Origin of the sequence: Anabaena sp. FACHB-1237 (assembly GCF_014696225.1) — a bacterium.
Lineage (GTDB): Bacteria > Cyanobacteriota > Cyanobacteriia > Cyanobacteriales > Nostocaceae > FACHB-1237.
In genome coordinates, this window is record NZ_JACJPV010000012.1 from 12,146 (window position 1) to 31,502 (window position 19,357).

Consider the following 19,357-nt stretch of genomic DNA (forward strand, 5'->3'; position numbering starts at 1 on the left):
ATTTATAGGGTAGGGTTACATGAGATTATAGATTATTTGTCTGTTTTTTGCAATTTGTACAAAATTTACTTTTTCAACGAGGGAGCGATTCCTAGGTCGCGCTTCGCTATCGCATCCCTTCAACTTCCCAAACAGCAATTCCTACCGAGCGCTATCTCTATTCCTTTTGTCCCTTAAGGTATACGAGACGCTACCGCGCAGCTTGCTTCCCGTAGGATACGCTATCGCAACAATTTATGATATCATAGAATATGAATAAATTTTTAATATCTAATGACAATATACTTATGAATAATCAACAATCCATTACAGAAATATCCTCAACTACTCCTAGTTATAATCTATTATTAGAAATCGCCCAAATTCCAGAAGAATATATACCGGAATTTCTGCAAATAGTTCGGTTATTTCGTGAGAATGTTATCAATAAACCAACATCCATAGATGATAAAAATATTAAAATATCAGAAAATCATCAGTTATCCTGGCAAGAATTTATTAATAAAACCGCAGGAAGTTGTGCTGATGATCCAATTATTCTGGATGATTTAGGAATTGATGATAGCTTAGATGATAGATTAGAAGAAATGATTAATAGTTAGGGATACAAACTGATGAAATATTTATTAGATAGTAATGTTTGTATTCAATATCTTAATCAAAGATCAGAAAAGATTATTCAGCGTCTTCAAGATTTATCCGATATAGATATAGTCGTTTGTTCTATTGTCAAAGCTGAGTTATTTTATGGTGCAATGAGAACTCATAATCCTGCAAAAACTCTGCAAAAGCAGCAGGAATTTTTATGGAGGTTTGTTTCTTTGTATTTTGATGATCAATGTGCTTTAATTTATGGCGAAATTCGTAGTAAATTGGCTACTAAAGGTATTCCTATCGGTAATAATGATTTACATATTGCTGCTATTGCAATGGCTAATAATTTAACTCTTGTTACTCATAATATTAGAGAATTTAGTAGAATTGATAATTTAAAGTTAGAAGATTGGGAAATTTAGTAAATAAGCGATACCTTCGGTAAGCTTCGCTAACGCCTAAAATAACCTACTTAACGCATCCTTCCAACTTCCCAAACAGCGATTCCTACGGAGCGCTTGCGCTCAACTTCCCAGCATCCTTTTTTTTACGTTCGCGTAGCGTGCCGTAGGCATACTACTTCCAGACACAGAGTATTTGTAAATTGTCAAAAAAGTGATATGATTGATTGGTAAGATAAATCAGTCATACACAATGATGAAAGTCACAATTACTTTAGAAGAAGACATTCTTGAATTTATTGATCAACAAGCAAAAGGTAATCGTAGTGCTTATATTAATGCAATATTGGCAGAACAAAGACGCAAAATTTTAGAGACAGAAATAATTGCTGCACTTCAAGAAGATGCCAAAGATTTAGAATATCAAAATGAGATTTCTGCTTGGGATAATGTCGCTGGAGATGGTATTAATGCCAGAGGGTAATTTAACTTATAAACGGGGTGAAATTCGCTGGGTAAATCTTGATCCAACTGTGGGAGCAGAAGCGCAAAAAATCCGTGCTTGTTTAATAGTTCAAAGTGATATTATGAATCAATATGGATTATTAACTATTGTGATGCCATTCCGACCAGGAAGTAAGCAAGCTCCCTATATTGTCAATATCAAAGCAACAGTAACTAATGGATTAGATAAAGATCGTTTTATTGATGTTGCTCAGATTCGTTCTGTAGATTATCGTCGGGTTTTAGGTTTGGTGGGAATTTTAGAAGCTGAATATTGGGAAGAAATTCGTACTGCTTTGGATGTGGTTTTGGGGTTTGGGGTTTAAGTTGAGCGAACTGACAAGTCAGCACTTCGCTAACGCATCCCTTCAACTTCCCAAAAGCGATTATTCATCTTTATTAAACTGATACGTCTGACTCCCTCAGGACTTACGCAACTGGCACATTGGTAGGGTGCGTCAGACATCAACAATCTGTTTATTTGCAGGATTTATGCAGTCTGACGCACCCTACAACAGATTTTTGGTGTGACACTTGCGTAAGTCCTATCCCTCTGCGGTAAAATATCCTTAGTTCAAGGAATTGACTATGAAAATAAAAGCAATTATTTGGGAAGAAGATGGTGTATGGTGTGGTTCTGTACCAGCTTTACCAGGGTGTCATACCTGGGGTGAAAGTTATGAACATTTATTAGAAATGTTGAAAGATGCTGTTCAAGGTTGGTTAGAAGTTGCTAGTCAGCAAGAAGAAATTGAATGAACCACAAAAACAGTTAATTTAGTTATTTTTTGCAATATGTGTTTAATGATATCAAGAGGATGAATTAATATGAAAACGCAAGCGATTCTTCAATCTTTATCAAATCTTAGTATCAATGAAAGGTTACAAATTGCTGAATTTGCTTTACAATTAGTTAATCAACAACGAGAAGTTCTGACAAAAGAACAGAAAAAACGTCAATTAGCATTAGCAGCTATTACAGCTATTGAAGATTATGCAAATGATGGTGATTTAATTGTTTTCTCTGATTTAGATGGAGAAGATTTTTATGATTATTCAGATGAAGATTAAAAGAAGTTGTTAAATTTATGTATAGAGGTGAAGTTTGGTTAGTTAATTTAGATCCGACTGTAGGAACGGAAATTAGTAAAAAACGTCCTTGTGTTATAGTTAATGATAATGCAATTGGTATTTTACCTTTGAAGGTTATTGTTCCTGTTACAGATTGGAAAGAACGATATTCTATTAGACCTTGGATGGTAAAATTAGAACCAACTACAGAAAATAGTTTGGCAAAGGTTTCTGGTGTTGATACTTTTCAAATTCGCTCGGTTTCCGAAACAAGATTAATGAGAAAATTAGGTCAGCTTTCTGAATCGGAAATGCAGATGATTTCTGAAGCGTTAGCTGTGGTTTTAAGTCTTTCTCTGTAAAACAGCGATCGCATACCCCCAACTCCCCAAACAGCGATTCCTACGGAGCGCTTCGCTATCGCACCCCTTCAACCCCCCAAACAGCGATACCTTCGGTCAGGTTCGCTATCGCATATCTTCCCCAACATCCTTTTTGATATCACGTAAACTCACAAAATAAAAAATGGATAACTTTGCAGTTATAAAATTTTTTGTAAATCTGGTTTAGGTGTTGCTTAAAGCTCAGATTTGTAATATATAATTTATCAATAGAATAAAGTATAGGTTTCCATGACTACAGCATTTATTCTTAGTGATTATGTTGAGGGAGCAGTTTCTCAAGCCATATATGACAAGTTGGAAGATGGTACATTTTTCGGTAAAATTCCTGTTTGTCAAGGTGTTGTTGCTTTTGGTGCTAGTTTACGTGAGTGCCAAAATGAATTACGCTCGACTTTAGAAGATTGGATTTTACTAGGTTTAAAACTTGGACATAGCTTACCAGTAATTGATAATATTAATCTTAATCAGGAGCCGATTCTTGAGCCGTTGGATACCGTGTAAACGTCGAGACTTTATTAGCAAGTTAAGAGGGTTAGGTTTTGAGGGTGCTTTTTCCGGTACAAGACACCAATTTATGGTTTATGCTCAAAATCGTCTCACTATTCCTTCTAATGATGAGTATTCTATACCTCAACTGCGAATGATGATTCGAGAAGTAGAGGTTATTTTAGAACGGGAAATAACTTTAGAAGAATGGAATAGTTTATAGAAATAGTATCTTCATATACAGCGATACCTTCGGTGCGCTTTGCTAACGCATCCCCTCCACTTCCCGAACAGCGAACTGACAAGTCAGCGCTTACGCTATCGCACCTCCTCAACTTCCCAAACAGCGAACTGCTTGCAGCAGAGCTTCGCTATCGCACCTCTCCAACTTCCCCAAACAGCGAACTGCTTGCAGCAGAGCTTCGCTATCGCACCTCTCCAACTTCCCCAAACAGCGAACTGACAAGTCAGCGCTTGCGCTATCGCATCCCTTCAACCTCCCAAACAGCGATTCCTACGGAGCGCTTGCGCTCAACTTCCCAACATCTTTTTTTTTACGTTCGCGTAGCGTGCCGTAGGCATACTACTTCCAGACACAGAGTATTTGCAAATTGTCAAAAAAGTGATATGATTGATTGGTAAGATAAATCAGTCATACACAATGATGAAAGTCACAATTACTTTAGAAGAAGACATTCTTGAATTTATTGATCAACAAGCAAAAGGTAATCGTAGTGCTTATATTAATGCAATATTGGCAAAACAAAGACGCAAAATTTTAGAGGCAGAAATAATTGCCGCACTCCAAGAAGATGCGAAAGATTTAGAATATCAAAATGAGATTTCTGCTTGGGATAATGTCGCTGGAGATGGTATTAATGCCAGAGGGTAATTTAACTTATAAACGGGGTGAAATTCGCTGGGTAAATCTTGATCCAACTGTGGGAGCAGAAGCGCAAAAAATCCGTGCTTGTTTAATAGTTCAAAGTGATATTATGAATCAATATGGATTATTAACTATTGTGATGCCATTCCGACCAGGAAGTAAGCAAGCTCCCTATATTGTCAATATCAAAGCAACAGTAACTAATGGATTAGATAAAGATCGTTTTATTGATGTTGCTCAGATTCGTTCTGTAGATTATCGTCGGGTTTTAGGTTTGGTGGGAATTTTAGAAGCTGAATATTGGGAAGAAATTCGTACTGCTTTGGATGTGGTGTTGGGTTTTGGGGTTTAAGTTGAGCGAACTGACAAGTCAGCGCTTGCGCTATCGCACTCCCTCAACTCTCCAACATCCTTTTTTAACGAACCACGAAGAACACGAAGGAAGAGGAGAAGAGAGAGCGATCACATAGCTTACTGTATCGTATCAAATGAAACGGGTTGAGGTAAAATATCTAAATATACCCACACTCATAGTTTTACAGATTGATACAGATGAAATTAAGACAAGTAGCAAGCGGATGGGAATTTGAAAGCGAAAAGTATTTAGAAGATTTAGTTTGGAATAATCAGGACTTACGCAACTGGCACATTGGTAGGGTGCGTCAGATATCAACAATTTGGTTATTTACATAATTTATACTGTCTGACGCACCCTGCAACAGATTTTTTAGTGTGACACTTGCGTAAGTCCTAATAATTTAGAAAAACTATTTGGATATAAACCTTTAAAGCGACAGTATCAAGTTAGTGGACAATATTGTGATATTTTAGCTTTTGGTAAAAACAAGGAACTTGTAATTATAGAGTTAAAAAACTCTGAAGATAGATATATTGTTCAACAACTTACTCGTTATTATGATGCTCTTTTAGATGAAAAACCTTTTCCTGAATATATAAATTTTCAAGTTCCTATAGTTTTAATTGCTGTTACTCCAAATTTTCATAGAGATAACTATACTGATAGAAAATATCATCAGCTAAAATTTCATTTTTTGCAGTTTAAAATTATTTGTCGCAAAAATTTAGTCTAAACATAATTAATGTAGATACTACTGCAACGGATATTGAATTTGCAAAGCAAAATTCTAAAAATCGAAGTTTAAATATCTTTATATATAAAGCTTTACGTAGATGGTTTGAAAGAATTTAATCTTATTTCTTCTTCTTTGCGCCTTTGCTCCTTAGCGACTTTGCGCGAAACAAACCTCTCTGCGTCTCTGCGAGAGAAAAAAGGGCATAGTCAAAAACTACACCCCTAAAATTAACCTAAAGTTGCTTCACCTCACTAACCAACTTAGCCACCATATCCTTAGCGCTACCAAACAACATAGTAGTCTTATCCTTATAAAACAACTCATTATCCACACCAGCAAAACCAGCACTCATACCGCGCTTAATCACAATAGTTTGCTTTGCGCGATCAACCTCTAAAATCGGCATCCCATAAATAGGACTATTCTTATCACTACGCGCCGCCGGATTGACCACATCATTAGCACCAATCACTAACGCCACATCAGCCTGTTCAAACTGGGGATTAATATCCTCCATATCATATAACTGCGTATAAGCCACATTAGCTTCCGCCAATAAAACATTCATGTGTCCTGGCATTCTACCAGCAACCGGATGTATCGCATATTTCACATCCACACCCATGCGCTCTAATTGATCAGCCAACTCCCGGACGCTATGCTGTGCTTGAGCAACCGCCATACCATATCCTGGTACAATCACCACAGAACGCGCATAACCTAACATCATCGCCCCTTCTTCGGGATCAATACTGCGAACAGTTTGATTACTTGCACCAGCCGCAGCACCACTAGCAGTAGAAACTGAACCAAAAGCACTAAATAAGACACTGAACAAAGAACGATTCATCGCCTTACACATAATTTCCGTCAGGATCAGACCCGACGCACCCACTAAAGCACCAGCAATGATTAACATATTATTCATCACCACAAAACCCGCCGCAGAAGCAGCCACCCCTGATAAAGAGTTTAACAGCGAAATAACAACGGGCATATCACCGCCACCAATAGGCAGTACAAACATCACCCCTAATATTAAAGAAACAGTCACCACCGCTAAAAATACGGGTAAACTATCCGGTGATATAATTAAATAGGCACTACCCGCCAAATATGTACCTAATAACAACAGGTTTACTGGTTGCTGTAAAGGAAAAGTAATGGGAGTACCACTTACTAAACCTTGTAATTTGGCAAAAGCGAGAAAACTTCCCGTAAATGTTACACCCCCAATTAACACATCTAACAACATAGAAATGTTTACATCTAGGGGAATAGGTTGAGAAGCATCTAATAAACGCCAAAACTCAGCCACAGCTACCAGTGCAGACGCAGCACCTCCTAAACCATTGAGTAAACCCACCATTTGGGGCATTTCCGTCATTTGCACTTTGTAAGCTACCACAGCCCCAATAATTGAACCAATGACTAAACCTAACAAAATCATCTCATAATTGAGAACGTGCTGATCTAGCATAGTTGCAACTACGGCTAACAACATTCCCACCGCAGCAATTAGATTACCATTTCTAGCAGTTGCAGGAGATCCCAGCTTTTTCAAACCAAAGATAAATAATGAAGCAGCTAATAAATAAGTTAGCTGAATGCCAGTTGGTATAAAACTATTCATGCTTTAATTTCCTTCTTTTTAAACATTTGCAACATTCTGTCAGTCACCAAAAAACCACCGACAACGTTCACCATTGCCAAAATTACGGCAATTAAACCGAGAATTACTGATAAATTGGTGTTTCTCTCCCCCGCAGCCAAAATTGCACCAATTACCGAAATACCAGAAATAGCATTTGAACCGGACATTAAAGGAGTGTGTAGTGTGGGAGGAACTTTGTTAATCACTTCAAAGCCTATAAAAGAGGCTAAAACAAGTACAAATAAAGCCGATAGTAAAGTTTCTGTCATGTCATTTTTAGGTTTTGTATTTTTAGCTCACGCAGAGACGCAGAGGAACAGAGAGGGGATTTACAACACAAACAAAAAATCTCTCTTAAACTCTTCTTCCTTGGTGTTCTTGGTGCTCTCGTGCTTCAGTCACTCTATATTTGATTACACTGCTACCGCTTGCAAAGCATCTTTTACTCGTTGGTTTCTGATTTCCCCACCATGAGTAACACAAGCTGCATCAACAATGTCATCAGCTAAGTTAATTTGTATCTCTTTATCTTTAATCAACAATTGCATTAATGAAGTTACATTTTTTGCATACAGTTGACTGGCGTGTACTGGCATGGATGATGGTAAGTTAATTGGTCCGATAATGGTTACACCGTTCCACACTATGTCTTTGCCAGGTTCGGTACAAGCACAGTTTCCACCCTGTTCTGCGGCTAAGTCTACAATTACAGAACCGGGTTTCATGGCTTTTACCATCTCTTCTGTCACCAAGATGGGTGCTTTTCTCCCTGGTACTTGGGCGGTGGTAATGACTACATCGGAGTTTTTGATGTGGTTTGCAAGTAGTTCTTGGGTACGCTTTTTACTGTCTTCTGATATTTCTTTTGCGTAACCACCTGCTGCAACGGTTTCTTCTTCTAGTTTGACTTCGACGAATTTCGCCCCTAAACTTTGTACTTCTTCTTTGACGGCTGGACGAATATCAAAGGCTTCTACTACTGCTCCTAGTCTACGGGCTGTGGCGATCGCTTGCAATCCTGCTACCCCAGCACCTATAATAAATACTTTGGCCGGAGCAATTGTACCTGCGGCAGTGGTTAACATGGGGAAATATTTTGGTAAAGCCGCCGCAGCTAAAAGTACGGTTTTATACCCTGCCAATGATGCTTGGGAGGATAGAGCATCCATACTTTGCGCTCTAGTAGTACGGGGAATTAATTCCATACTTAAGGCGGTAACTTGACGATGCGCCAATTTTTGCACTATTTCGGGATTACCCAACGGATTAAGAAAGCTAATTAATACAGCACCAGGTTTAAGCAAATTAATTTCTGAACGTCCATCTTCTCTATCTTGAGGAGGACTAACTTTGAGCAATATATCAGCTTGAGACCATAATGTATCAGAATTGCCGATAATTCGCGCTCCTGCTGCTTCATAGTCAACATCTGTAAAAAATGCTTTTTCTCCTGCACCAGTTTCTACTAAAATTTCTAAACCTTGTTTTACTAATTTAGCTACTGTGTCAGGAATTAATGACACACGACGTTCACAAACTTCTATTTCTTTAGCTACTGCTATTTTCATGTCATCTCCTGGATATAAATACTTAACATCATCATTTACTATCAACCGGGGTTTTCATGATACGTCAGCATTCAGATATCAGCATTCAACAAATATTACGACAGTCATACTTTTGATTTTATGAGCTATCTTGCTGATAGTGATTCTACTGTTTGTTCACCTTACCTATTTAGTTTCCTTGTTTTAGTTTTAACCTCAATTTCAGATTTAACAGATATCTTTATATTTTTTCAATAACTAATATCTGCTGGAAAAATTAGATGATCAAAATTCTATGATGATCCCCAAAATTTACATCTTGTTCTTTAGATTTCTTTAGAAAAGTTTATACTCTGACGATATTATAGATATACTTTTGTTACATTTTTGATATTTCTTATTATTGTCTGAGATGAAATTTTTCTACTAAGTCATCAAACTTTTGTCATCAAACTTTAATTTTCTTAGTGGGGACTGGACATTACTAGGGTGCATCAGATAGTATCAGGACTTACGCAACTGGCACGTTGGTAGGGCGTGGTTCGACAAGCTCACCAACTACGTCAGACAGTATAAATCATGTAAATAACCAAATTGTTCATATCTGACGCACCCAGTCAACAGATTTTTTAGTGTGACACTTGCGTAAGTCTTAAGCATAAATCATGCCCATAAACAAATTCTTGATATCTGATGCACCCTACAACTGACTGCTGATAGCTGATCACTCTCCTGACACTTTTTTGCTTATATTGCGTCTATTGTCAAGTAAAAAATAGTAAAGTTTAATTAACAAAATTTCTAGTTAAGCTAATTAACAAGCAAATAACTTTTCACAGGAAACCCAAATTATGAAACGTTTACTTTCTACATTAGCCGTTACAACTTGTTTATTAAGTATATATCCTGCTAGTACTTGGGCAGGTGGACAAGGATTGGTATTATTTAGTGGTGTATCTAGAGAGAACCAATTACCTTTTAGCATGGACTATGATGGACAAACAAACATCAGAGACCGTTATCGCCTGAGAATACCTGCTAAAAAAATGAAATTAGCAGTTGCCCAGTTTACAATTAGTTATCCAGAATCTTACAAGGGCAGTTTTGATCCTAAAAAAGTGGAAATTAAAGTTGGAGACAAAAAAGTTGCTATATCTGAAACGCGGTGGAATAAAGAAGCGCGTGTAATTGAGATATTTCCCCAAGAACCAGTACCCGCAGGGAAGAAGGTAGAATTAGTTTTATCTAATGTGGAAAACCCTTCTTATCCTGGAATGCACTATTTTAACTGTCAAGTATTGTCCCCTGGAGATGTACCATTACCTCGTTCTCTAGGTGTTTGGATTATTGGTATTAATTAGGCATAAGTAATAGATAGGGTACGTTAGCTTTATTCGTAACGCACCCTATTAAGTTTCATGTTGTTTATCAATATATTTGTGCTATAAACGCCAACTTGATGTAACTTGTACTTCTCCAGGGGCAAAGTTAAAATTTTCCAAGCACCATCAGCTAATTACACTTTTCTGTAAAACGATGATTGTAGGCGATCGCATTTTTCGATAATATTTCGATAATTAGGATGATTTTCAGATCCCGGACTTCTTAAAGAAGTCCGGGATCTAGAAGTCCGGGATCTAGTACAGTTTGGTGTAAATAAACCAACTATTCTAAATCGTCCAAAAGCCTATACTGTCTTGGTTACCAAACACGCATCAGCTAAAGACATTGGTACTGACTTTTCACTCTTACAATTTATTATTATTTAATCTGCCTCAATATATTCAGAATATGGGATTAAAATTAGCGTAATTTCTAAAAATGTAGATCAATTTTTAAAAAACATCCTGTACATCCTCAAATTCTGGATATCCTGATTCAGACAACTGATAACCAACTGATAATTGATATATTGATAATTGATATATTGATAATTCTTTTACCAATCACCAATTACCAATCACCAATCACTAATCTAATCAGGATTAATTCTCATTAACGGTTGGCCAAATTCCACTGGTTCACCATTTTGTACCAGAATTTCCATGACTTGTCCAGAAACTTCCGCTTCTATTTCATTCATTAATTTCATAGCTTCAATAATGCACACAGTTTGACCGGCTTTAACTCGATCTCCCACCTCCACAAATGGCGACTCTCCAGGGGCTGAAGCGCGGTAGAATGTCCCTACCATTGGTGACGGTACCTCCACTAATCTTTGGTCAATTACCGAGGGAGAATGACTAGTTGTAGTGGTTTCAGAAACTTTTGTGGTACTAACTTCAGGTAAAGCTGATACTATCGGACTAGCATTAGTAGTAATTGTAGCTTGAGTTTGATGAACAAAACTGACAGCTTTACGCACAGATAGCTCAAATTCATCACTTTTGAGTGTAACTTCTGCTATATCAGTTTGGGCAATAGTTACTAGTAATTGACGGATCTCATTAAAATCTAATGGCACTGTTTTTTTACCTCGACCTCATCGTAAATAAAAATTTTTACTCTATTCTCCATTGGGTAAATTCAAATCCCTTTGTCACAAGGGATTGAATATGTTATAGGCTGTTGTTGACAAAAATGAGATTTATTCTCTGCCTAAATATTTATCTTCTCTGGTATCTATCTTGATCCGTTCACCTTGGGCAATAAATAGGGGAACCATTACCACTGCCCCAGTTTCTAAAGTAGCTGGTTTAGTGCCACCTGTAGCAGTATCACCTTTCACACCAGGATCGGTTTGCACAATTTCTAAAACTACAGAGTTGGGTAGTTCTACTTCTAGAACTTGATCATCCCAGCGAATAACGTTAACTTCCATCCCTTCTTTGATGTATTTCACGCGATCGCCTATTTGTGCCGCACTTAACCTACCTTCCTCATAAGTTTCCATATCCATAAACACATACTCATCACCTTCTTTATAAGTATGTTGCATTGTGCTTTTCTCCAAATTTGCTTGGGGTACAGTTTCTCCAGCCCGGAAGGTTCTTTCTACCACACTGCCACTTTGGACATTTTTGAGTTTAGTTCTGACAAATGCAGCACCCTTACCTGGTTTGACGTGCAGAAACTCCACTACACGCCACACAGAACCATCTAATACAATTGAAACACCAGGGCGAAAATCGTTACTAGAAATCATGAAATTAGCAAATATTAAAATACAATCGGCATTCATTGTACCTTTAGTCAGGATTTTATGGTATTAAGACCAGCCCTGAATATGGGAAGATAATTAATGTTTACTTCTAAACCACACTTTCACCTGTATTTGAGAAATTTCATGTTGAACTTGTTGAACTTATTTAAGTCCTGGGTACAGAACTGTTTAAAAGCAATATTGCTGATAACTATATTTTTAGGCATCACCACAATTGGCTGGACTCCTACCAGTAACGCCGCACTACCATCTGGTAACGCCATCACTGACGGTAAAGCATTGTTACGCTACGCGCTACCTATAGATAATCAACCTGTAAGAAAATTACAAAGCAGTTTAGAAGACATTTCTAATCAATTACGAGCTAATAAAAGATGGGGCGCAATTAATAACGACCTCAAACAAGCCGCACGGGTTCTGGATAACCCTAAACAAATCCTTACTAGTGTACCAGAAGAGCGTCAACCTCAAGCAGAAACTTGGATTAATGAATTAAGAACTGGTATCAGCGAATTACTAGAAGTAGTAAAAACCAAAGATAAAGAAGCAATTTTAGTAGGTAGATCTAAATTACTAAATATTGTCAGCTTGTTAGAAGAATCTATGGTCAAAGAATTTCCCTTTGAAGTTCCATCAGAATACAGTAACTTACCTCAATTAAAAGGACGTGCCACCATAGCAATTAAAACTAATAAAGGTGATTTAAAAGTGGTTGTAGATGGATATAGCGCACCTGTAACTGCGGGAAATTTTGTAGACTTAGTAGAAAGAGGTTTTTATAACGGTTTAGAATTTACCCGTTCTGAAGAATCCTATGTTTTACAAACTGGAGATCCTGTAGGTAAAGAAGTTGGTTTTATTGATCCAACTACTAATAAATACCGCGCCATTCCTTTAGAAATTTTGGTGGAAGGCGATAAAGAACCAACTTATGGCACTACTTTAGAGGAAACTGGACGTTATTTAGATATGCCAGTTTTACCTTTTTCATCCTTCGGTGCTTTAGCTATGGCGCGTCCTGAAGGTGATGTTAATGGTGCTTCTTCTCAGGTGTTTTTCTTCTTATTTGAACCGGAACTTACACCCGCAGGACGTAATCTTTTAGATGGACGTTATACTGTATTTGGCTATTTAGTGGAAGGTGAGGACATTTTGGATAAATTAAAAGCTGGTGATGTTATTGAGTCAGCAAATGTCATTCAAGGAATTGAAAATTTAGTGCAACCACAAGTTAGTTAAAAACTTAAAAAGTAGGGTGTGTTATGGCTTTAGCCTAACGCACCACTGAATTTAACTTGATTTAGCTATGATTTAGTTATGATTTAGTTAGCATTTTGTTGGAACCAGTTTTCTAAATCAGTTATAGCGGAAAAATGTTATGAGGTACAATAACAACAATTAGTAAACCAGTTTTTTAAATGTTTAGGATCGATTAAGTTAAGAGCGAAAGAGATGATTTTATCAACAATTTCGGTTGTAGTTGGTGAAAAACTGCGTAAAAAAATTTGAGTTGGGATCACCATAAATCAATTGGATTAAAATCAGGTGAGTATGGAGATCAACAAATAACTTTCGCACCTACAGATTTAATCATTGGTTCAATTGATGCTAATTTATGACCAGGTAAATTATCTATAACAACCACCGCTCCTGACCATAATTGAGACACTAGAAACTCCTTAATAAATACTTCAAATGCCTTACCATCCATTGAGTTATTTATCGTCATTAATGCTACCACTTTTTTCATACTTATTGCTCCAATTACTGTAACTTTTGCACCATGATAAAATGGTTTCATTTCATATACTCTTGTTAGCCCTTGACTAGTCCGTAATGTTTTTTTTGCGATTTAATCCTAACTTTTTTAAGGCGCGACACATTGCTGTAGGACTCACCCGATTTCCAGTTTTTAGCGCAAATAATTCACATAATTCTACTATTGTTGCATCTGGATTATCTAACACCACTTCGGTTATCTCTAATTCGGCATTTTTCAGATAACTAAATCTTGGCTTTCCTCGCTGTTTTGGCTCTAAATTACCATCTGTTTGTTGTTGCTTTATCAGCTTTTGCACTAGACTTTTACTAACAGAAAATCTGATTGCTACTTTCCTAATTGATATTTTCTCCTGAATATGTGCTGCAACTATTTTTTCTCGGAGATCCACTGAATATGCTTTCATGACAATATCCTCTTTTTTTCTTACTTTACTAACTGTACCTCATAACTTCGGAAATTGCTGTAATTTGATAATGCTATATTAACTAGACAGACGTATTACCACAACTGAGGATCTGTATAAATGTGATACATTTAGCATATTGTATCACTTTGAGTAAATCCTCTAAGTAAACAGATTTTGCCAATCTGATCTAAACTATTAATGTACCTGCTTATGTTCAAATAATTTCCGCCAGAAAGAAATACTTAATCAGGACTTCACTAGACATCTTTTAGAAATTATGCTGGAAGCCTAATCTACTGTCGCAAAATTTTCATTACCGGAGATGTCTATTAGGTAAAGTTAAGGGATAATCTCTAAATCCGTAACTACTCTATTGGAATGTGTAAAATATGTACGAAAAGATTACTCCCCCCACCATTGGTACAAAAATTACCTTCAAAAATGGTGAACCTGTTGTTCCTGACAATCCTATTATTCCCTTCATTCGTGGTGATGGTACAGGAATTGATATTTGGCCAGCTACCGAAAAGGTACTAGATGCAGCAGTAGCAAAAGCATACAGTGGTAAACGCAAAATTAGCTGGTTTAAGGTGTATGCTGGTGATGAAGCCTGTGATTTATATGGCACATATCAGTATTTACCCCAGGATACTTTGACAGCAATTAAAGAATATGGTGTAGCAATTAAAGGACCTTTAACTACTCCTGTGGGGGGCGGTATTCGGTCTTTAAATGTTGCATTACGACAAATCTTTGATTTGTATGCTTGTGTTCGACCCTGTCGTTATTATGCGGGTACACCTTCTCCTCACAAAAATCCTGAAAAATTAGATGTTATTGTGTATCGAGAAAATACCGAAGATATCTATTTAGGAATTGAATGGAAACAGGGAAGTGAAATAGGTACAAGGTTAATTAATTTATTGAATAATGAATTAATTCCTGGGACACCAGAACATGGTAAAAAACAAATTCCCTTAGATGCAGGAATAGGTATTAAACCTATTAGTAAAACGGGTTCTCAACGTTTAGTTAGACGTGCCATTAAGCACGCTTTACAACTACCTAAAAATAAGCAGCAGGTGACTCTGGTGCATAAAGGTAATATCATGAAATACACTGAAGGTGCTTTTCGTGATTGGGGTTATGAATTAGCTACAACAGAATTTCGTCAAGAATGTGTGACTGAAAGAGAATCTTGGATTTTAAGCAATAAGGAAAAAAATCCTCAGATTTCTTTAGAAGATAATGCTAGAATGATTGACCCTGGTTTTGATGCTTTAACTGCTGAGAAAAAAGCGGAAATTGTTAAGGAAGTTGAAGCAGTTTTAAAGTCAATTTGGGATAGTCATGGCAATGGTAAATGGCAGAATAAGATCATGGTAAATGATCGTATCGCTGATAGTATTTTCCAACAAATTCAAACTCGTCCAGATGAGTATTCTATCTTGGCAACAATGAATTTAAACGGAGACTATTTATCTGATGCTGCTGCTGCTATTGTTGGTGGTTTAGGTATGGGGCCTGGTGCAAATATTGGCGACTCTTGTGCGGTTTTTGAAGCTACCCATGGTACAGCACCAAAACACGCTGGTTTAGATAGAATTAACCCCGGTTCTGTGATTCTTTCTGGCGTGATGATGTTAGAGTATATGGGATGGCAGGAAGCGGCAGATTTGATTAAAAAAGGGTTAAGTGAAGCGATCGCTCATGGTCAAGTAACCTATGATTTAGCAAGGTTAATGACACCTGCTGTAGCACCTTTGAAATGTTCTGAATTTGCTGATGCTATTATCAAATATTTTGGTTAGTTAGCTATCAGTTATCAGCTTTGGTGTTGTAAATAATAGATCCCAGCTTAGGTAAGCTAATGTGCAGCACTCACTGTATAATTAAAAAACCTGAAGTTACAGTAGCACAAGCATCTTGCTTGTATTAATTATTCAAGTTAAAGGCACAACAGCTTAAGAAGTTGTGGATCTGTTGTTTGTAATCTTTGTTATAGTAATTTGGACATGATTAATGTAGAGACGTTCCATGCAACGTCTCTACAAGGTTATAGGATCCGCCTATTTAATTTTCACCAGATGTCTAATATTTATTCATATATAAACGTTTACTAATATGCCAAATATCATTATTGATGCTCAAAATTTACTCTCGGATCTAATTTCTCGCTATGCTTCTTCTGTAGATTATCTGATGATTCGTTTAGAAGAAGCAGAAGGAACAGATATTGTTTTGCGTAGCGATAAAGTGGAAACTCTCAGCGAGGGTATTTCCATTGGTGGACATATTCGCGCTTGTTATAAAGGTGGTTGGGGTTTAAGTAGTTTTAATAAATTGGCAACTATTGAAGAAAGAATTAAAGAAGCGATCGCCTCTGCTAGAATTATTGGAGATGAGGAAACTATATTAGCACCTATTGATCCCATACAAGCAATTTGTAAATTACCATTGACAGGTATAGATCCGCGTAATATTAGTTTAAAACAGAAAAAGGAATTGTGCGATCGCTATACTGAACTTTTGAAAAGCCTAGATAACCGTATTACCACCACCTCAGTGAGATATAGTGACAGCAACCAAAAAGTAATTATTGCTACTTCAGAAGGGACATTAATAGAGCAATCTTGGGTAGATATGGAAATGCGCTTTGCGGCTACAGCAAGGAATGGAGACACCGTACAAACAGGAAGAGAAACCACAGGATCACGCAAAGCCTACGAAGACTTAGTTAATTTAGATACACAAGTTAAAAGTGCAGGAGAAAGAGCTTTAGCAGCATTATCTTTACCACCAGTTAAAGGTAATACCTACACAGTAGTTATAGATCCAATATTATCAGGTTTATTTGTTCATGAAGCATTTGGACATCTTTCAGAAGCAGATATGGCCTATCAAAATCCAGATATCTTAGAAGTGATGACCCTTGGCAGACGTTTTGGACCAGAAGAGTTGCAAATATTTGATGGTGCTGCACCCCAAGGTCATCGAGGTAGCTATTTTTACGATGATGAAGGTACACCTGCGACAACTACGCAATTAATTCAAGATGGTGTATTAGTTGGTCGTTTACATTCCCGTGAAACTGCTGGTAAATTAGGAGAAAAGCCTACAGGTAACGCCCGTTGTCTAAATTATCACTTTTCACCCCTAGTAAGAATGACTAATACCTGGATAGAAAGAGGAAAAACACCAGTAGCAGATTTATTCACAGGTATAAAAGAAGGGGTTTATGCCCGTAATTGGTTAGGTGGAATGACTAATGGAGAAATGTTCACTTTTAGCGCGGGGGAAGCGTGGATGATAAGAAATGGCAAAATTGCAGAACCAGTGAGAGATGTTACATTATCGGGAAATGTTTTTGAGACTTTGGCAGATATTGAAGCAATAGGTGATGATTTTTACTGGGATGAGTCGGGAGGATGTGGAAAAGGAGGACAAAATGGCCTACCAGTGGGTTGTGGTGGTCCAAGTTTAAGAATTAAAGATGTGGTTGTGGGAGGAGAAATGGAGGAGTAATTGATACAGTACATTCCATCTATATGAGGTACACTATGAACACAGCAAGATGCCTGTGTTACAAGGGTTTGATCATTAAGATTTGTACCTCATGATAACGGAAACTGCTGTAATTTCTGTAATTTACAACGCAGATTATTTGTGGTAATTTTTCATAATTATATCTATTTGTTGAAATAATGATGCTACTGTACCAGAATTATCTAAAACTACATCTGCGAGGGCAATTTTTTCTGTGAGAGATAATTGATTGTTAATTCGTGCTATTGCTTGTGCTGGACTTAAATTATTGCGTTCTATTAGTCTTTGTAATTGTTGTTCATGGGAACAATAAACTACCCAAATTTCATTAACTAAACTTTGTAATTTTGCTTCAAATAATAAGGGAATTGCTAAAACTAAAATATTTGCTGATAGTTCGTTAATAGCTTTTTCAAAGCAATTTCTCACATAGGGATGAATCATATTTTCTACCCAAATTTTTTCTTGTGGTTTCTGAAAAATAATTTCTCCTAATTTCATTCTGTTTAAGTTCCCATCAGCTAAAAGGATATTTTCACCATATTTTGTGGCAATTTGGTTAAGAATTGGAGAACCTAAAGATACTGCTTCTCTAGCGTAAATATCTGCGTCTAATATGGTTAGTTGATATTGGGTAGCTAGGTAATTTGTAACGGTACTTTTACCTGTAGCTATTCCTCCGGTTAAACCAATGAGATGTTTGTGAACGTTAGGTTTTATTTGTTGTTTCATGTTTGATATTAATTGTACTTTTTAAGTTTAATTCCGGTTCGGTAAATTAAATTATTCAGGAAGTTTAACAAGTTCAGCACAGTCTTTAAAGATACGTTATTTTTACCGTGATCAAAGATTACATTATCAGGGTTAAAAAGGGCGATTTTTATACAAAATATCCCCAAAATGTACTATTAGTATTACCTATGATAAGTTTTGTTACCAATCTGTTTGCAAGATCCCTTAATTGTTTAATAAATCAGGGATCTGAATCAAATTATGATTAATTTGCCCATTTAATTATGGCATTTGTTAACCCTTCTAATGTAAATTCTTCCGCTTCAATATCCACTCTACCAAAAACAGTATGACAAGTTTTTGATGTTTGTGGTCCAATGGATGCTATAGCAATTTTAGCTAAATTTTCAGGATATTTATTAAAGATATTTGCTGTTAATTGATGGAAAAACTGCACTGTTTTAGAACTAGCAAAAGTAATCACATCTATTCTATCATTAATTAAGGCAAATTCTGCTTGGGGAGGAATATTTTGGGGACAACAAGATTGATATGCAGGAACTTCAATTATTTCCGCACCTTTTGCTGTTAATTCCTTGACTAATACTTCCCTTCCTCCAGTTTCAACTCTAGGAAACAATATCTTTTTTCCTGTTAATAATTCGGGAAAATGTTCCACTAATGAATCTGCAATAAAGTTAGGAGGAATAAAGTCAGGTTTGATATTTTGTAATTGCAAACTTTGGGCAGTTTTTTCTCCTACTACTGCAATTTTTAAATTACAAAATTCCTCAATATTTTTACCTGCTTTTTGTAATCTTTGAAAAAAGTATTCCACTCCATTGGTAGATGTCAAAATTAACCAGTCAAAGGTAGATAAATTACTAATTGCTTCATCTAAACATTGCCAATTGCTAGGAGGTCCAATTTCTAAAGCTGGCATTTCTATCACTATAGCACCTATGGAAGTTAAGCGATCGCTAAATTCGCTAGATTGTCCCACAGAACGAGTAACCAGGATAGTTTTACCAGCAAGCGGAAGATTATTAGACATAACTTTTATCTATCAAATAGGAAATTTCTCAG

Annotated in this window: 26 protein-coding genes; 17 read left to right on the forward strand and 9 right to left on the reverse strand. The window is 36.6% G+C overall.

The window, feature by feature from the left end:
* Positions 1 to 287: 287 nt before the first annotated feature.
* From H6F32_RS08440 to H6F32_RS20515, 13 genes are all read left to right on the forward strand, one after another.
* Positions 288 to 602 (forward strand): hypothetical protein, encoded by a 315-nt coding sequence (locus H6F32_RS08440; protein ID WP_190368890.1) that lies wholly within the window; start codon positions 288 to 290, stop codon positions 600 to 602.
* A 12-nt stretch (positions 603 to 614) separates the two neighbouring features.
* On the forward strand, positions 615 to 1,016 hold the full coding sequence (locus H6F32_RS08445; protein ID WP_190368891.1) for a type II toxin-antitoxin system VapC family toxin: 402 nt from the start codon (positions 615 to 617) through the stop codon (positions 1,014 to 1,016).
* Positions 1,017 to 1,248: 232 nt separating this feature from the next.
* Positions 1,249 to 1,479: a CopG family transcriptional regulator gene (locus tag H6F32_RS08450; RefSeq protein WP_190368892.1), complete on the forward strand. Its 231-nt coding sequence runs from the start codon at positions 1,249 to 1,251 to the stop codon at positions 1,477 to 1,479.
* On the forward strand, positions 1,466 to 1,825 hold the full coding sequence (locus tag H6F32_RS08455; RefSeq protein ID WP_028082683.1) for a type II toxin-antitoxin system PemK/MazF family toxin: 360 nt from the start codon (positions 1,466 to 1,468) through the stop codon (positions 1,823 to 1,825). Before H6F32_RS08450 ends, H6F32_RS08455 begins: the two co-directional genes overlap by 14 nt.
* Before the next feature lie 262 nt (positions 1,826 to 2,087).
* Positions 2,088 to 2,258, forward strand: a complete 171-nt coding sequence (locus H6F32_RS08460; protein ID WP_190368893.1) for a type II toxin-antitoxin system HicB family antitoxin — start codon at positions 2,088 to 2,090, stop codon at positions 2,256 to 2,258.
* A gap of 69 nt (positions 2,259 to 2,327) precedes the next feature.
* Positions 2,328 to 2,570: a hypothetical protein gene (locus H6F32_RS08465; protein WP_190368894.1), complete on the forward strand. Its 243-nt coding sequence runs from the start codon at positions 2,328 to 2,330 to the stop codon at positions 2,568 to 2,570.
* Positions 2,571 to 2,587: 17 nt separating this feature from the next.
* Positions 2,588 to 2,932 (forward strand): type II toxin-antitoxin system PemK/MazF family toxin, encoded by a 345-nt coding sequence (locus H6F32_RS08470; protein WP_190368895.1) that lies wholly within the window; start codon positions 2,588 to 2,590, stop codon positions 2,930 to 2,932.
* Positions 2,933 to 3,202: 270 nt separating this feature from the next.
* Positions 3,203 to 3,475 (forward strand): type II toxin-antitoxin system HicB family antitoxin, encoded by a 273-nt coding sequence (locus H6F32_RS08475; protein ID WP_174782686.1) that lies wholly within the window; start codon positions 3,203 to 3,205, stop codon positions 3,473 to 3,475.
* Positions 3,453 to 3,683, forward strand: coding sequence for a type II toxin-antitoxin system HicA family toxin (locus H6F32_RS08480; RefSeq protein WP_190368896.1), 231 nt, complete (start codon positions 3,453 to 3,455; stop codon positions 3,681 to 3,683). The genes H6F32_RS08475 and H6F32_RS08480 overlap by 23 nt, the downstream gene beginning before the upstream one ends.
* Before the next feature lie 438 nt (positions 3,684 to 4,121).
* Positions 4,122 to 4,352: a CopG family transcriptional regulator gene (locus H6F32_RS08485; protein ID WP_190368897.1), complete on the forward strand. Its 231-nt coding sequence runs from the start codon at positions 4,122 to 4,124 to the stop codon at positions 4,350 to 4,352.
* Entirely contained in the window at positions 4,339 to 4,698 is a 360-nt protein-coding gene (locus H6F32_RS08490) for a type II toxin-antitoxin system PemK/MazF family toxin (protein WP_028082683.1), read from the forward strand. Before H6F32_RS08485 ends, H6F32_RS08490 begins: the two co-directional genes overlap by 14 nt.
* A 200-nt stretch (positions 4,699 to 4,898) precedes the next feature.
* Positions 4,899 to 5,039, forward strand: coding sequence for a hypothetical protein (locus H6F32_RS08495; RefSeq protein WP_190368983.1), 141 nt, complete (start codon positions 4,899 to 4,901; stop codon positions 5,037 to 5,039).
* A 131-nt stretch (positions 5,040 to 5,170) separates the two neighbouring features.
* Positions 5,171 to 5,437 carry a hypothetical protein gene (locus H6F32_RS20515; protein ID WP_313926619.1) on the forward strand — a complete coding sequence of 89 codons (267 nt, stop codon included), beginning with the start codon at positions 5,171 to 5,173 and terminating at the stop codon, positions 5,435 to 5,437.
* 235 nt (positions 5,438 to 5,672) lie between these two features.
* Here the strand turns inward: H6F32_RS20515 and H6F32_RS08505 are convergent, their stop codons facing one another.
* From H6F32_RS08505 to H6F32_RS08515, 3 genes are all read right to left on the reverse strand, one after another.
* Positions 5,673 to 7,073 (reverse strand): NAD(P)(+) transhydrogenase (Re/Si-specific) subunit beta, encoded by a 1,401-nt coding sequence (locus H6F32_RS08505; RefSeq protein ID WP_190368898.1) that lies wholly within the window; start codon positions 7,071 to 7,073, stop codon positions 5,673 to 5,675.
* Positions 7,070 to 7,363: an NAD(P) transhydrogenase subunit alpha gene (locus H6F32_RS08510; RefSeq protein WP_190368899.1), complete on the reverse strand. Its 294-nt coding sequence runs from the start codon at positions 7,361 to 7,363 to the stop codon at positions 7,070 to 7,072. Before H6F32_RS08510 ends, H6F32_RS08505 begins: the two co-directional genes overlap by 4 nt.
* A gap of 144 nt (positions 7,364 to 7,507) precedes the next feature.
* Positions 7,508 to 8,662, reverse strand: a complete 1,155-nt coding sequence (locus H6F32_RS08515) for a Re/Si-specific NAD(P)(+) transhydrogenase subunit alpha (RefSeq protein WP_190368900.1) — start codon at positions 8,660 to 8,662, stop codon at positions 7,508 to 7,510.
* Between the two features lie 830 nt (positions 8,663 to 9,492).
* Between H6F32_RS08515 and H6F32_RS08520 the strand changes: the two genes are divergently transcribed.
* Positions 9,493 to 10,002: a DUF2808 domain-containing protein gene (locus H6F32_RS08520; RefSeq protein WP_190368901.1), complete on the forward strand. Its 510-nt coding sequence runs from the start codon at positions 9,493 to 9,495 to the stop codon at positions 10,000 to 10,002.
* A 614-nt stretch (positions 10,003 to 10,616) separates the two neighbouring features.
* Here the strand turns inward: H6F32_RS08520 and accB are convergent.
* Both accB and efp read right to left on the reverse strand, forming a co-directional pair.
* Positions 10,617 to 11,105, reverse strand: coding sequence for an acetyl-CoA carboxylase biotin carboxyl carrier protein (gene accB, locus H6F32_RS08525; protein ID WP_190368902.1), 489 nt, complete (start codon positions 11,103 to 11,105; stop codon positions 10,617 to 10,619).
* Between the two features lie 123 nt (positions 11,106 to 11,228).
* Positions 11,229 to 11,786 carry an elongation factor P gene (gene efp / locus H6F32_RS08530; RefSeq protein WP_190368978.1) on the reverse strand — a complete coding sequence of 186 codons (558 nt, stop codon included), beginning with the start codon at positions 11,784 to 11,786 and terminating at the stop codon, positions 11,229 to 11,231.
* A gap of 150 nt (positions 11,787 to 11,936) precedes the next feature.
* Between efp and H6F32_RS08535 the strand changes: the two genes are divergently transcribed.
* The gene (locus tag H6F32_RS08535; RefSeq protein ID WP_190368979.1) at positions 11,937 to 13,043 is read left to right on the forward strand and encodes a peptidylprolyl isomerase; all 1,107 of its coding nucleotides are present in this window, start codon (positions 11,937 to 11,939) and stop codon (positions 13,041 to 13,043) included.
* 319 nt (positions 13,044 to 13,362) lie between these two features.
* On the opposite strand, the gene H6F32_RS08540 is transcribed toward H6F32_RS08535, so the two are convergent.
* Together H6F32_RS08540 and H6F32_RS08545 are read right to left on the reverse strand one after the other, a co-directional pair.
* The gene (locus tag H6F32_RS08540) at positions 13,363 to 13,605 is read right to left on the reverse strand and encodes a transposase (protein ID WP_190368903.1); all 243 of its coding nucleotides are present in this window, start codon (positions 13,603 to 13,605) and stop codon (positions 13,363 to 13,365) included.
* Positions 13,606 to 13,630: 25 nt separating this feature from the next.
* The gene (locus H6F32_RS08545) at positions 13,631 to 13,990 is read right to left on the reverse strand and encodes an IS630 transposase-related protein (protein WP_190368904.1); all 360 of its coding nucleotides are present in this window, start codon (positions 13,988 to 13,990) and stop codon (positions 13,631 to 13,633) included.
* A 392-nt stretch (positions 13,991 to 14,382) separates the two neighbouring features.
* Here H6F32_RS08545 and H6F32_RS08550 point away from each other — a divergent pair, with 392 nt between their 5' ends.
* Both H6F32_RS08550 and H6F32_RS08555 read left to right on the forward strand, forming a co-directional pair.
* Positions 14,383 to 15,804: an NADP-dependent isocitrate dehydrogenase gene (locus H6F32_RS08550; RefSeq protein ID WP_190368905.1), complete on the forward strand. Its 1,422-nt coding sequence runs from the start codon at positions 14,383 to 14,385 to the stop codon at positions 15,802 to 15,804.
* Positions 15,805 to 16,117: 313 nt separating this feature from the next.
* On the forward strand, positions 16,118 to 17,518 hold the full coding sequence (locus tag H6F32_RS08555) for a TldD/PmbA family protein (protein WP_190368906.1): 1,401 nt from the start codon (positions 16,118 to 16,120) through the stop codon (positions 17,516 to 17,518).
* 135 nt (positions 17,519 to 17,653) lie between these two features.
* On the opposite strand, the gene coaE is transcribed toward H6F32_RS08555, so the two are convergent.
* Positions 17,654 to 18,271 carry a dephospho-CoA kinase gene (gene coaE, locus H6F32_RS08560; protein ID WP_190368907.1) on the reverse strand — a complete coding sequence of 206 codons (618 nt, stop codon included), beginning with the start codon at positions 18,269 to 18,271 and terminating at the stop codon, positions 17,654 to 17,656.
* 265 nt (positions 18,272 to 18,536) lie between these two features.
* A complete protein-coding gene (locus H6F32_RS08565) occupies positions 18,537 to 19,325 on the reverse strand; it encodes a uroporphyrinogen-III synthase (protein ID WP_190368908.1) in 789 nt (262 codons plus the stop codon).
* Positions 19,326 to 19,357 lie beyond the last annotated feature (32 nt).